Origin of the sequence: Jidongwangia harbinensis, from assembly GCF_020216025.1 — a bacterium.
In the GTDB taxonomy this organism is placed as follows: Bacteria; Actinomycetota; Actinomycetes; order Mycobacteriales; family Micromonosporaceae; genus Actinoplanes; species Actinoplanes harbinensis.
Window position 1 is genome coordinate 109,381 of sequence record NZ_JAIWNC010000019.1, and the last position, 13,245, is coordinate 122,625.

The 13,245-nt window shown below is 67.7% G+C and carries 13 protein-coding genes and 1 tRNA gene; 8 read left to right on the top strand and 6 right to left on the bottom strand.

Going from position 1 to position 13,245, the window contains the following annotated elements; all coding sequences use genetic code 11:
- Positions 1-72 precede the first annotated feature (72 nt).
- The 3 genes from LDL48_RS23430 to cutA are packed head-to-tail and all read left to right on the top strand — an operon-like array spanning position 73 to position 2,783.
- Complete coding sequence (locus LDL48_RS23430) at positions 73-1,338, top strand: aspartate kinase (RefSeq protein ID WP_225257354.1); 1,266 nt, start codon at positions 73-75, stop codon at positions 1,336-1,338.
- A 56-nt stretch (positions 1,339-1,394) separates the two neighbouring features.
- Entirely contained in the window at positions 1,395-2,453 is a 1,059-nt protein-coding gene (locus LDL48_RS23435) for an aspartate-semialdehyde dehydrogenase (RefSeq protein ID WP_225257355.1), read from the top strand.
- 3 nt (positions 2,454-2,456) lie between these two features.
- Entirely contained in the window at positions 2,457-2,783 is a 327-nt protein-coding gene (gene cutA / locus LDL48_RS23440) for a divalent-cation tolerance protein CutA (protein WP_225257356.1), read from the top strand.
- On the opposite strand, the gene pyrE is transcribed toward cutA, so the two are convergent.
- Entirely contained in the window at positions 2,775-3,293 is a 519-nt protein-coding gene (pyrE, locus tag LDL48_RS23445; RefSeq protein WP_225257357.1) for an orotate phosphoribosyltransferase, read from the bottom strand. The genes cutA and pyrE overlap by 9 nt on opposite strands.
- 92 nt (positions 3,294-3,385) lie before the next feature.
- Between pyrE and LDL48_RS23450 the strand changes: the two genes are divergently transcribed.
- Together LDL48_RS23450 and LDL48_RS23455 are read left to right on the top strand one after the other, a co-directional pair.
- On the top strand, positions 3,386-4,549 hold the full coding sequence (locus tag LDL48_RS23450; RefSeq protein ID WP_225257358.1) for an FIST signal transduction protein: 1,164 nt from the start codon (positions 3,386-3,388) through the stop codon (positions 4,547-4,549).
- Positions 4,550-4,687: 138 nt separating this feature from the next.
- On the top strand, positions 4,688-4,987 hold the full coding sequence (locus LDL48_RS23455) for a hypothetical protein (RefSeq protein ID WP_225257359.1): 300 nt from the start codon (positions 4,688-4,690) through the stop codon (positions 4,985-4,987).
- Between the two features lie 50 nt (positions 4,988-5,037).
- Here LDL48_RS23455 and LDL48_RS23460 read toward each other — a convergent pair whose 3' ends face one another.
- Positions 5,038-6,123 (bottom strand): glycoside hydrolase family 19 protein, encoded by a 1,086-nt coding sequence (locus LDL48_RS23460; RefSeq protein WP_225257360.1) that lies wholly within the window; start codon positions 6,121-6,123, stop codon positions 5,038-5,040.
- Between the two features lie 203 nt (positions 6,124-6,326).
- Between LDL48_RS23460 and LDL48_RS44615 the strand changes: the two genes are divergently transcribed.
- Positions 6,327-7,598, top strand: coding sequence for a methyl-accepting chemotaxis protein (locus LDL48_RS44615; protein ID WP_225257361.1), 1,272 nt, complete (start codon positions 6,327-6,329; stop codon positions 7,596-7,598).
- On the opposite strand, the gene LDL48_RS23470 is transcribed toward LDL48_RS44615, so the two are convergent.
- A complete protein-coding gene (locus LDL48_RS23470; RefSeq protein WP_225257362.1) occupies positions 7,591-8,043 on the bottom strand; it encodes a GatB/YqeY domain-containing protein in 453 nt (150 codons plus the stop codon). The genes LDL48_RS44615 and LDL48_RS23470 overlap by 8 nt on opposite strands.
- A 25-nt stretch (positions 8,044-8,068) precedes the next feature.
- Here LDL48_RS23470 and LDL48_RS23475 point away from each other — a divergent pair, with 25 nt between their 5' ends.
- Both LDL48_RS23475 and LDL48_RS23480 read left to right on the top strand, forming a co-directional pair.
- A complete protein-coding gene (locus LDL48_RS23475) occupies positions 8,069-8,962 on the top strand; it encodes a metallophosphoesterase (protein ID WP_225257363.1) in 894 nt (297 codons plus the stop codon).
- 74 nt (positions 8,963-9,036) lie between these two features.
- Positions 9,037-9,113, top strand: a tRNA-Pro gene (locus tag LDL48_RS23480).
- Positions 9,114-9,403: 290 nt separating this feature from the next.
- Here the strand turns inward: LDL48_RS23480 and LDL48_RS23485 are convergent.
- From LDL48_RS23485 to LDL48_RS23495, 3 genes are all read right to left on the bottom strand, one after another.
- A complete protein-coding gene (locus LDL48_RS23485; protein WP_225257364.1) occupies positions 9,404-10,966 on the bottom strand; it encodes a hypothetical protein in 1,563 nt (520 codons plus the stop codon).
- Between the two features lie 37 nt (positions 10,967-11,003).
- Entirely contained in the window at positions 11,004-11,597 is a 594-nt protein-coding gene (locus tag LDL48_RS23490; RefSeq protein ID WP_225257365.1) for a hypothetical protein, read from the bottom strand.
- A 129-nt stretch (positions 11,598-11,726) separates the two neighbouring features.
- Positions 11,727-13,238 (bottom strand): LacI family DNA-binding transcriptional regulator, encoded by a 1,512-nt coding sequence (locus LDL48_RS23495; RefSeq protein ID WP_225257366.1) that lies wholly within the window; start codon positions 13,236-13,238, stop codon positions 11,727-11,729.
- Between the last annotated feature and the right edge of the window lie 7 nt (positions 13,239-13,245).

The window sequence follows — 13,245 nt, forward strand, 5'->3', positions numbered from 1 at the left end:
CGGGCCCCGGCCCACCCGCGGCTAGGCTGGGCCGCGATTGTTGCCGGACCGTGTTCTAAGGAGTTGCCTGCCGTGGCGCTGGTGGTGCAGAAGTACGGCGGTTCGTCCGTCGCTACGGCCGAGCGCATCAAGCGGGTGGCGGAGCGGATCGTGGACGCCCGCAAGGCCGGCGACGACGTCGTGGTCGTGGTGTCCGCGATGGGCGACACCACCGACGAGCTGATGGACCTGGCCAACCAGGTCAGCCCGTTGCCGCCCGGTCGTGAGCTGGACATGCTGCTCACCTCCGGTGAGCGCATCTCGATGGCGCTGCTGGCGATGGCGATCCACAACCTGGGGTATGAGGCCCGGTCCTACACCGGCTCGCAGGCCGGCGTGCTGACCACCTCGGTGCACGGCAAGGCCCGCATCATCGACGTGACGCCGGGCCGGCTGCGCACCGCGCTGGACGAGGGCGCGATCGCGATCGTGGCCGGGTTCCAGGGCGTCTCGCAGGACACCAAGGACATCACCACGCTGGGCCGGGGCGGGTCGGACACCACCGCGGTGGCGCTCGCCGCGGCGCTGCGCGCCGACGTCTGCGAGATCTACACGGACGTGGACGGTGTTTTCACCGCCGATCCGCGCATCGTGCCCAATGCCCGGCACATCAAGACGATCACGTACGAAGAGATGCTCGAGCTCGCCGCCGGTGGGGCGAAGGTGCTCATGCTGCGTTGCGTGGAGTACGCGCGCCGGTTCAAGGTGCCGATCCACGTACGCTCGTCGTACTCGAACAAGCCCGGGACCATGGTCACCGGCTCGATGGAGGACCCGTCCGTGGAACAAGCGCTGATCACCGGAGTGGCCCACGACCGCAGCGAGGCCAAGATCACCATCGTCGGGGTGCCCGACGAGCCCGGTGCCGCCGGCCGGATCTTCGAGACCGTGGCCCAGGCCGAGATCAACATCGACATGATCGTGCAGAACGTGTCGACCGAGGGCACCGGCCGCACCGACATCTCGTTCACGCTGCCCAAGGCGGACGGCCCGACCGCGATGACCGCGCTCAACAAGATCCAGGAACAGATCAAGTTCAAGAGCCTGCTCTTCGACGACCACGTCGGCAAGGTGTCCCTGATCGGCGCCGGCATGCGGTCGCACCCGGGCGTCGCCGCGTCGTTCTTCGCCTGCATCGGCGAGGCCGGCGTCAACATCGAGATGATCTCCACGTCCGAGATCCGGGTGTCGGTGGTCTGCCGGGACAGCGACCTGGACACCGCGGTGCGCGCCGTGCACGACCAGTTCGAGCTGGGCGGCACCGAGCAGGCGGTGGTTTACGCCGGCACCGGGCGGTAACCCCGGCATGACATCTCGCAGCGCGGGCCGCGCGGGCATGGCCGGGGTGAACTGACATGCCGCAGCCCACGCTCGCCGTCGTCGGAGCCACCGGTTCCGTCGGCACCGTCATGCGGGAACTGCTCTCCTCCCGCCGCAACGTCTGGGGCGAGATCCGGCTGGTCGCGTCCGCGCGCTCGGCCGGCAAGGAGCTCGACTGCCGCGGCGAGAAGATGGTCGTCCGGGAACTCACGCCGGACGTGTTCGACGGCGTGGACGTGGCGATGTTCGACGTGCCCGACGACGTGGCCACCGAGTGGGCGCCGGTCGCGGTGTCCCGGGGCGCCACCGTGGTGGACAACTCGGCGGCGTTCCGGATGGATCCGGCCGTGCCGCTGGTGGTGCCGGAGGTGAACCGGGACGCGATGCGGCACCGGCCGCGCGGCATCATCGCCAACGCCAACTGCACCACGATGGCCATGATCATGGCGATCGGGCCGCTGCACCGCGAGTACGGCCTGCGCGAGCTGGTGCTGGCGTCGTACCAGGCGGTGTCCGGTGCCGGGCAGATCGGTGTGGACATCCTGCACGACCAGCTCAGCAAGGTGGCCGGTGACCGGGCGCTGGGGTCCCGCCCGGGCAACGTGCGGCAGGCGGTCGGCGACGACCTCGGCCCGTTCCCGGCACCGCTCGCTCTGAACGTGGTGCCCTGGTCCGGTGCGCTGGCCGCGGACGGCTGGTCCTCCGAGGAACTCAAGATGCGCAACGAGTCCCGTAAGATCCTCGGGCTGCCCGACCTGAAGGTGTCCGCGACCTGCGTCCGGGTGCCGGTGGTGACCGGTCACTCGATCGCCGTGCACGCGGTGTTCGGCTCGGAGCTGAACGCCGACGAGGCGCGTGCGGTGCTGCGCAACGCGCCCGGCGTGATCGTGGTGGACGACCCGGCGGCCGGCGAGTTCCCGATGCCGATCGACGCGGTGGGCACGGATCCGTCCTGGGTGGGCCGGATCCGGCGGGCCATGGACGACCCCCGCGCGCTGGATCTCTTCATCACCGGCGACAACATGCGCAAGGGCGCCGCGCTGAACACCGTGCAGATCGCGGAGCTCCTGGCCGCCGAGTCCGCCCGGAGGTAGGCCGTGGAGGACACGGACGTCTGCGAAGTGGTGATCACCGCGGCCGACCCGGAGTGGCTGGCCGGCTTCACCCGGCGGCTGGTCGAGGACCGGCTGGCGGCGTGCGGGCAGCAGATCGCCGCCGTCCGGTCGATCTACCGGTGGGAGGGCGCGGTGCACGACGAGGCCGAGGCCCGGGTCGCCCTGCACACCCGGGCCGCCCTGGTGCCGCGGATCGTCGAGCGCGCGGACGCCGAGCACCCGTACGACGTACCGTGCGTGCTGGCGCTGCCGGTGGTCGGCGGGAACCCGGCGTACCTGCGCTGGGTCGTGGCCGAGACGTCAGTCTGACAGGTCGGCGCGGGTGAGCAGTGCCCGCAGCTGGATGCCCTCCGCGGCGAGGGCCTGGGCCCCGCCCTCCTGCCGGTCGATCACGCACAGCGCGTGGTCCACGTGCGCGCCCAGCTTGCGCAGCTCGTTCGTGGAGATGACCACCTGGCCGCCGGAGGTGACCACGTCCTCGACCACCAGGACCCGCCGGCCGGCCACCTCGGCGCCCTCGGCGAGCCGGGCGGTGCCGTACTTCTTCGCCTCCTTGCGGACGAACGCGCAGGGCAGCTTGGCGTGCCGGCCCAGCGCGGTGACCACGGCGATGCCGCCCATCTCCAGGCCGGCGAGCACCTCGGTGCCCTCCGGGATCAGCACGGCGAGCTGCGCGGCGAGCCGGTCGAGCAGCTCCGGGTCGGCCTCGAACTGATACTTGTCGAAGTACTCGTTGGCGGTCCGGCCGGAACGCAGGGTGAACTCACCGGTCAGCCGGCTCACTGCGCGGACCTGCCGCGCGAGATCAGAGTCAGTCACAAGGGAACAGCCTGTCAGGCCCGCCGGGAACCGGCCACAGCACCCCGCCCGCACCCGCTCAGCAACCGCGGCGGCCCGCCGAACAGAGGACCATGTCCACCCCGCATCGCTGGTTCGGCGCCGGGCACAGCACCGCGGACGACTCGGCCAAGGCCGGGGCGGAGGCCGGTCACCTCGCCATCGGCGGACGGAGCCCCGCGCTGGTGCTGGTCTTCTGCTCCAGCCGGCACGATCTGGCGGCGGTGCTGCTCGGGATCGGGGCGGAGGCCGGCGACGCGGCCGTGATCGCCGGATGTACCACGCTGGGCGAGCTGACCAACGACGGTGCCGGACTCGGCGGGGTGGTGGTGGCCGCGCTCGGCGGTCCGGGATTCGCGGTACGCAGCCGGGTGGCGTACCGCCGGGATGCCGGTGACCGGGAGGCCGGCGCGGTGGCGGCCGAGGCGATGACCGGGCTGGACCACCCGCACCGGGCCCTGCTGCTGCTCGGCGACGGCCTGTCCGGCACCGGGTACGAGGTGGTGCAGGGCGCCTACGGCGTGGTGGGCGCCACGGTTCCGCTGGTCGGCGGCTTCGCGGACGACCCGGAGCTCGGGCGGACGTTCCAGTTCCACGGCACCGGCGGCGTCCCGGCGGTCCTGGAGGACACCGTGGTCGGGGTCGCGATCGGCTCGGACGGGCCGATCGGCGTCGGGGCCGCGCACGGCTGGCATCCGGTCGACCCGCCGATGGTGGTGACCGGCTGCGCGCCGGGCCGGATCGACGAGTGGGACGGCGAGCCGGCGATGGACGTGCTGCTGCGCCGCTACGGCATGGTGGGCCGGCCGGCCGCGGACCTCTTCGACAGCCTGCCGGTCCCGCCGGCGCTGGGCGTGTCCCGGCACACCGGCCAGGACGTGCGCTTCCTGTACGCCGGCGACGACGGTTCGGTGCGGGTGTCCGCCGAGGTGCCGCCGGGCTCGCTGTGCTGGTTGATGAACCGCGACGAGACGTCGTTGCGGGACGGCGCGGTCCGCTCGTGCCGGGAGGCGGTCGACGGGCTGGCCGGCCGGACGCCGCTCGGGGTGCTGGCGTTCGACTGTGTCGGCCGCCGGGACCTGCTCGGGCCGGACGGCATGCGGGCGGAGACGACAGCGGTGCGGGAGGCGCTGCGCAACGCCCCGTTCGCCGGGTTCTACGCGGCCGGGCAGATCGCCCGCGTGCACGGTGCACTCGGCACCCACGATCTGACGCTGGTCACGATCGCCTTCGGCTGACCGCGGTACGCCCGGACGGGTGAAGCCCCACTGTCACCCGAACGCGTCACGGACCGACGAGTTACGGCCCCGTCTGTCCGGTTTCGTCTACTTTGGCCATCAGTGACGGCTTCACATAACCCCTGAAAGGACCTGGTCGTGACACCCTTCGCACTGCTGTTCCTGATCGCGCTCGCCGGTTCGTCCTGCTTCGCACTGGGCCGCGCGCTCGGCCGTGGCGAACGTTACGAAAAGGGCTATCGGGAGGGCTTCCGCGACGGCGAGACCGGATCGCTGGCGCGCGCCGCCCGGCTGATCGCGCTCGGCGACCGCCCGACGGTGGCACCGGCCGTCGAGTCGATGCTGGTTCCGGCGTACACCGTGCCCCATCAGTTGCCGCCGCGGACCGCGGCCCCGGCCGTCGTCGGGGTGCCGGCCCGTCCGCAACTCGCGCTCTAGACACAACAGAGGGGGTACGACCGACGGCCGTACCCCCTCTGCGTGTTCGTTCAGCAGTACAGGTTGTTGCCCGGCGGCACGCCGAGGATGGCGGTGAAGCGCTGGTACGCCGCCACCCGGCTCTGCACCTGCGGCGGGTTGCCGCCGTTGCACTCCAGCGAGCCGTTGATGCTGCGGATCGTCTCGCCGAAGCCACGGGCGTCGACCATCGCCTGGTGCGGCGTCATCGAGCCCGGGCCGCGCTGGGTCATCCAGTACCAGACCGCCGTCTGGTACGCCACCGACGCGTCGTCCTTGACCAGGTCCGGCTTGTGGAGCAGGTCCAGGCCGAGCGCGTCGCCGGCCGCCTTGTAGTTGAAGTTCCAGCTCAACTGGATCGGGCCGCGCCCGTGGTACGCGGACCCGCCGGCCGGGCAGCCGTACGGCTGGTTGCGGTCACAGTAGTGCGGCCAGTTCGCCTGGTTGAGCTCCTCGACGTGGACCAGGCCGCCGGACTCGTGGTTGATGTTCGCCAGGAACGCCGCCGCCTCCTGCTTCTTCGCCGTGTCGCTGCCGGTGGTGGTGAACGCCGGGAACTTCTGCACCGCGTCGATCAGTCCGCTGTACGAGTAGAACGGGATCCGGTTCGGGAACATCTGCTCGAACTGGGCCGCGCTGACCGGGAAGCTGCCGGTGCCGCCGGGCGGTGGCGGGAGGTCCGGACCACCGGAGCAGGAGAACGGCTCCCAGAACCAGGTGCTGATGATCGGGTCGTAGCCCGGGTTCTCGTGCTTGGCCCGGTAGTAGTTGCCGTTCGAGTAGCGCACGATCGAGCCGGCCGGATAGTGCGTGCCGGCCGCCCAGTTGGGGTGGTTGCAGGTGGGATTGCCGCCGGTGGAGCCGCTGCAGGCGCCGTCGTCCCGCCACACCCGGCTGCCACCGGTGCTCGGGGCTTCGTACTGCGTCCACCACTGCGCGGTCCAGTTGCGGCCGTTGTGGGACACCTTCGCGCCGCCGGTGTAGATGGCGTTGTTGGCATACGGGGCCGCGCAGGCCTCCGCAGCGTTGGATGACGTCATCGGCACGATGGCGGCGGCCAGGCCGGCGACGGCCACGCTGAGCGTGGCCAGGGTCGCCATGAGGCGTTTCTTGGGCATGGGGCACCTTCGGGGGGCGAGGGGTGAGATGGGTTCATCGCGGCAATCGTGGGCATAGATCGCCGTCCGTCCCGATTGCTGCCTACTTCACCCGATCGAGGTCCTCCCGTCAATGACTGTAAAGAAACTTCAAGGATTAATCTAGCGCCCGATTTGACCGAAGGAGGGGTCACAACGCTCCCGCGAAAGGTGCAGTGATCCCCGTGCTCGGTCGACTCGTCCCCGAGGTTGTGCTATCTGACCAGGCGTTCGACGCCCGGCATCGGGTGCTGCGCATCCTGCTGTGGGCGCACCTGCCGGTGATCCTGCTGCTCGGCTTCTTCACCGGGGAACTCGGCGCCGGCCGCCACGCCACCGAACTGCTCGCCGTGCTCGGCGGCGTACTCGTCTGCGGGGTGGTCGCCGGCATGGCGCAGAGCCGGCGCGGCCGGGCGATCTCCGCCAGCATCGGCTTCATCCTCTCCGCCGACGCTCTCGTGCACGCCGGCGGCGGCGCCATCGACCTGCACTTCCACTTCTTCGTCGTGGTCGCGCTCATCGGGCTCTACCAGGACTGGGTGCCGTTCGCGCTGGCCGTGGTCCTGGTCGCGGCGCACCACTTCGGCGTCGGCGTGCTGGCGCCCGAGCTGGTGTTCGGCGGCCACGCCGGCCACTCCACCCCGGACATCCTCGGCCGTGCGCTGCTGCACGCCGCGTTCGTGCTGGCGATGGCCGCCGCGCAGATCACCTACTGGCACTTCGGTGCCCGGGCGCACGCCGAGGAGCAGGAACTGCAGGCGGAACTCGTCGCGGAGAACGAGAACCGGCTGCGCGCCGCCGCCGGCGAGGCCCAGCGCCGCGAGGACGCGGCCAGCGCGGACGCCCGGGCGCAGCTCGACCGGGCCGAGCAGATGGCCGCGCGGCTGGAACAGGTGCTGCAGCGCACCAGCGCCACCGGGGCACAGCTGCGCACCGACGCCGACGAGGCGCTCAGCGGCTTCGAAACCGCGCTGTCCGACGTCACCCGCACCGTGGTCCACGCCAGCGACCAGGTCACCACCACGCTGGCGGACGCCGACACCGCGCTGCAGAGCCTGGCGGAACTCCGCACCTCCGTCGCCGACATCGCCACCATCGCGAACCTGATCCAGGCGGTCGCCGACCAGACCAACCTGCTCGCGCTGAACGCCACCATCGAAGCGGCCCGCGCCGGCGAGGTCGGCAAGGGCTTCGCCGTGGTGGCCGGGGAGGTCAAGGAACTGGCCGGGCAGACCGCCGCCGCGACCGCCCGGATCGAGGCCACCGTGGCCGAGGTGACCACCGGCGCGGCCGCCGTCGGCGAAGCGGTGTCCGGCATGACCAGCCGGCTCGGCGCCGTCGCCGACGCGCAGCGCCTCGCCGCCACCGTGATGGGCGAACAGGTCGCCATGGCGGGACAGACCCGTGGGCTGGTCACCAGCGCCGCCGCCGAGGTGGCGAAGGCGTCGATCAGCTGAGCTGCCGGCGTACCTCCGCGGCGACCCGGCCACCCTCGGCCCGGCCGGCCACCGCCGCCTGGGCCGCCTTCATCGCCGGGCCCATCTGGGCCTTGGCGGTGAAACCACCGGCGGACAGGGCCTCGGTGACCAGCGCCGCGATCTCCGCGTCGGTGAGCTGCTTCGGCAGGTAGCGGTCCAGGATCGCGCCCTCCGCGGTCTCCTTCGCGGACTGCTCGGTGCGGCCCGCGTCGGCGAACGCGGTGGACGCCTCACGGCGCTTCTTCGCCTCCTTGGTGAGCACGGCCAGCACCTCGTCGTCGGAGAGCACCCGTGCCTGCGTACCGGAGACCTCGGCATTGCGCACGGCCGACAGCGCCATCCGCAGCGTCGACGTGGTCAACTCGTCGCGCTCCCGCATCGCGACGTGCAGGTCATCGTTCAGGCGGTCCTTCAGCGTTCCCATGGATGGAGAAACTACCCTTGCCGACATGCGCAAGCGCTCCCTTATCGCCCTGGCCACCGGCGCGACCGCCCTCGGCGCCGCCGCCTTCGGGTACGCGTCCCTGATCGAACGCAACCTGTTCACCCTGCGCCGCTTCGACGTGCCGGTGCTCCAGCCGGACGCCGAACCGCTGCGCATCCTGCACCTGTCCGACCTGCACATGATGCCCGACCAGCGCCGCAAGCAGGCCTGGGTGGCCGCGCTCGGCGGCACCGACCCCGACCTGGTCGTGGTCACCGGCGACAACATGTCCGCACCGGACGCGGTCCCCGGCGTACTCCGGGCCCTCGACCCGTTCCTCGACGTGCCCGGCGCCTTCGTCTTCGGCTCCAACGACTACCGCGGCCCGGTGTGGAAGAACCCGCTGGAGTACGTCTTCGGCAAGCGCGAGTACGTCCAGGGCGTCGACCTGCCCCACGACGACCTGCGGGCCGCGTTCGCCGACGCCGGCTGGGCCGACCTGAACAACGCCCGAACCGTCCTCAAGGCGGGCGGCCGCTCCATCGAACTCGCCGGCGTCGACGACCCGCACGTCGACCGGGACGACTACCCGTCCGTAGCCGGCCCCGTCGACACCGGCGTCGACCTGCACATCGGCGTCACCCACACCCCCGCGTCCCGGGTCCTCGACCCGATGGCCGCCGACGGCTTCGACCTGCTCCTGGCCGGCCACACCCACGGCGGCCAGGTCTGCGTACCCGGCTACGGCGCGCTCACCACGAACTGCGACCTCCCCCATTCGATGGCCAAGGGCCTGCACCGCTGGCCCGGCACCGATGCGTGGCTGCACGTCTCCGCCGGCCTGGGCACCCACCCCACCGCACCGATCCGCTTCGCCTGCCGGCCGGAGGCCACGGTGCTCACGCTGATACCGCGCTGACCTGCGGTTCTGCGGTCTGGGGGATACCGATTTCGCGGCCGGGGCGGCGTCGGATAGTATTGCTCAGCACGCCTCGGGGTGTGGCGCAGCTTGGTAGCGCGCTTCGTTCGGGACGAAGAGGCCGTCGGTTCAAATCCGGCCACCCCGACCAGAGTGAGTGCAGGTCAGGCCCGGTCTTCCGCTCAGGGAGGCCGGGCCTGATCGCTTTCTCGGATCGTCTGGAGAAATTCTTGGAGATGATCTTGTAGGGCCAGTGCAGTGCACTGCACTGCGTTCGTAACGACCTGGAGCGCGGCCGGCCCGCAAGAGAGTCGAGCGGCAAGGCTCTACGGGCTTGCGCAGTGCCTCAACTCGTAGCTCAGAGGGCAGCCTTGACCGGGGCAGCGCCTCGGCAGCCAGAAACCCGGCGGCCAGTCCGCTAGCAACGGGATGGCGAGCGGGTTACTTCCCCGGCTCGGGAACGCTCGTGCCTCCTGAAGTAGCAGGCAAGTTGCTCAACACATTTCGGATTGAAGATCCCGAAAAGCGGTGTGGCATCAAGCACAATAGTAGTGGGAGATACTCCCATTGCTCGCGTAGCAGTTGAGGCGTTCCGTCATCGGGCTGTGACGTTGACTGAACTAGGGATGCCCAGCTCTGGGTTTGAGCTGGAAACCTACCCTCTACCTTTCCGTGAGGGCTTCGCCAGTAGAACCATTGCCACGGATCTCGGGGCTTAAAGGTTTGGAAGCTGATGTGGCTAATCTTCCGCCACCAATTTGTCAGCGCGTCACGGTCCCGAAGGTATGTGTGGATCAGTACGAGCGCTTCCATCGCGTAGGAGTTCTTGCCCATGACGGGATAAACCGGATGAAGGGAAAGTCCGAGAAACGTTCTAATAACCTCTTGAGGTTCGACATACGGGTCCAAGAAGCCCTTTTCGTCACTGAAGTCAAGCAAGGCTTGAAGGCATGACCCGTTCAACCGGCGTGCCCTAACGTTGTCTCCCATGGCCGACAGCGCGACGGCGGCAATGGCGAGCTGTGCGCATTCACCTTCGGTTGTCATCTGGATAAGCTTCTTGTCGAGCGCTTCTGTGAGAAAATGCTCTATGGTCGACTTTGAAGGGATGCTAGACCCAAGGGCGACCTTGCTGATCACAAACGCTGCTAGATATCCTGCTAAGATTGTGACTCTAGCTTTATATACGTAAGCGTCTGCATAGGGTACAGCCGCTGACTCGGCGTAGTGGGATCGATCGCCTATCTCGGCAACTAGGTCGTCGAACGTGCCTTCAATGGCTTGAGCGATGACATCTTGACATGGCTTCCAATACTTCTGATCGATACCTGTCTTTTCTGCTACAGCCATCACGTAGGCGGCCAGCATCAGCCATCCCTCAATGATCGCTACGTGGTTTTTCTCCTTGTACTTGTTCGTCAATAGGTAGGCGACCGAGATGGCTGCAGCGTTAAGTGTTTGACGTACTTCGTTGTTGGAAGGAATTTTAGTTCTGTCGGGCAGAATCTGGCCGAAGAAGCCTTCGATGAGTTGAGAAAGCAATTCTTTGTTAAGCGGTTCTGCGCCCCCCTCGCGGTATAGGTCAAGGAATCCAGAGAAGTCGTTCAACTCGCGTGGCAGATAGGTACCGTATGCATCACAGAATTCGCGCAGCAACTCACCGCGTGTAACCGTGTCAAAAGATTTCTTGCCTCTATCGACCCACGCCTGGCGGGTGTCATATATTTCTCGCAAGGCTTCGCCCTTGAACTCGCCATTGACGACGAGGTGGCAAACCCACTTCGCATCACCACTCAGGGAGGGATGCTTCGGCGGAACGTCGACGAGTACATCCAACTCAGGCTTAATTTCCCTGCGCCAGCGATCGAGTGTGACGTCATCACCTTTGAGTTGGTAACAGTGAACGACGCCGTCGCTGTCAATGGAAGTTATATCTTTCCCTTGTTCGAGGGTCGCCTTCTTCGGGGAGATGTGTAGTATTCGGTGCCCCTTCAGTGCAAGCAACTGAGCAAAAGGTATTGTAAAGGATAGTTCATTTGCGTTAGTCAACCAGTTTTCGATTACTCTCTCTTGCAACCCACTGCTCCCGCTTGCGGTCGATTAGGGCCTGAGCCCTCTGCTGAAATGACTCGTCTTCATTTTGAATCCGCACTATTTGCTGCCGCAAATCTGGTGATCCGCCGACCATGTCCAAAGGGTTAGGGTTGCCCTCGTCATCGAACCCGATCTCCAACGATTCAAGCACGCGAAGCAGGAACTCGGCGTCAATGGGCTGTCCTTGGCTGCTGATAGTCTGTCCGGCGTCCTCCAACGTGTTGCCCAAACTTTCGTAGAAGGTTTTCGCGACTTCCGTCCCGAAGTCGCTTCCTATTGACGCAACGACGCCGAGGACTTCATCATGCGTCATGGTTGGCAGATCCGAAAGCGTGAGTTCCTGCTGGAAAGAAAGCTCTCTGAACTCAACCTCTTTTACGTCGCCCTGAACCGTCGAATAATCTGCCCTGTCTCCCTCGCGGTAATACATCCGGGGAGACTTGGCGAAGGGGCCAAGTTGTGCGTCTCTATAGGTCCTCATAACATGAAAGAGTGCTGAGGATATGTCACGTTTGAGGGATGGGTAGTCTGGCAAGGCCATGGTATAGACGGTAGCGTGAGCCAACGCGGATGGCGACCGTCTCGCAAGACGGCGACGGCGACATTGCCCGGCGCGGCGTCGTTCGTGATGGTCAATAATGGGGAGGCCGGGCGCGTAGACCGCGTTCTGTCAAAGTCCTTGTAACAGCCGGTCGAGTGCCTTGACCGGCGACTTGGGCGAGATCGCCTCGCGGAAACGAAGCGCCGCCTCCCATTGCGCGGTTAGGTCGTCCATCAGCCGTTGCCGCATCGCGCTGGTGATGTGCGAGTACCGGGCCTGAACCGAGCCGTCCGCGTGACCCATCCTGCCGTCCTGCAACGTCGTCGGCACGCCAAGCTCCTGCATCGCCGTCTTGTGTGAGTGACGCAAACCATGGGGTGTCAGACCCTTGGCGATCGGCAGCCAGCACGCGTCGGCACGGCTCGCCGCGCCTCTACCGCGTGCGGGGACGCCAGGCCACGTGTCGCCCAGGATCGGCACCGGTCGCGGAGGATGTGGCGCGGCACGGGGATACCAGCCGGTCGTCGCCGGATGGAAGATCCAGGTCGCGAAGCCGCTACGTCGCCAGTGCGGCGCGAGCACACCGGGTTTCGGGCCCCCACGTAGATAGCCGAGCTGAGATACGGCCTTGTCGACCTTCTGCCGGGTGCCGTCTGGAACGCTGTCGGGCCTGTTCAACACGTTAGACACCGTGCCTGTCGAGACACCCGCGAGCCGGGCGACATCGACCAGCTTCGGCCCAGGAATGCTCGCGGCGCCGTTGGCCGGCCGGTGCCCACTGAACACGTACGTTCGTCCGTGGCAGGGGCACGGCTTCGGCTTGGTTCTGGCGAGGTGGGCTGACAGTAGATCGGACAAGAAGCCTGGAGCGTCGATCGTCCGGTACGAGTCGTCCTTGGGCGGCACGCGGACCAGTTCGCCTGTGTCCAGCTCGTAGAGCTGCCACTCGATCCGGATGGCTCTCTGGCGGACGAATTCCGCCTCCAGGCCGACGAGTTCCCCGAACCGGATGCCGGTCATTCCCTTCGTCACCACTGCCACGAACTCGTCGTCGCGGCCGGACAGCAGCGCGGCCCGCTCGGCGACGAGCAGAAGGCCGAGGGTGTCAGTGAAGACCTTCTCCGGACCCCGGCTCCGGCTCTTTCCCGCACGGCGCCCACGGCCGCGCCGTTTCGTCGCTGGATTGGTCGGTATGCGGTCCTCGGATTGGGCGTCCGACAGGATCAGGTGCAACGTGCCGCGCCATGTCTTGATGCTGGACGCGGCGTACCCGGCTGCTCGTTCCTTCTTCTCCCACAGGTCGACCTCCTCCGCGCTCAGCTCCAGCAGCGCCATGTCCTCGAACGCCGGCAGGAGGTGGTTCTCGATGTGCCGCTTGTAGTTCTGCATCGTGGATGCGGCGAGGTCTTGCCGGGCGTACCAGGAACGGGCGTACTCACCGAAGGTGGTTCGCCGATCGAGCGACGGGCGGGCGCCTCGCTGAGCGGCCTTCGCCTCCTCCAGGTCGGCTGCCCGCTTTGCCTCGCGCTTGGCGCGGAACTTGATGGTGTTCCCGGCCTGGTCGCGGACCGTTTCGTACTTGCCCGGAGCGACCTTGAAGCGGCCACGCCAGTACTGACCGAGGTTCTCCGCGTACCCCATGGTGTTG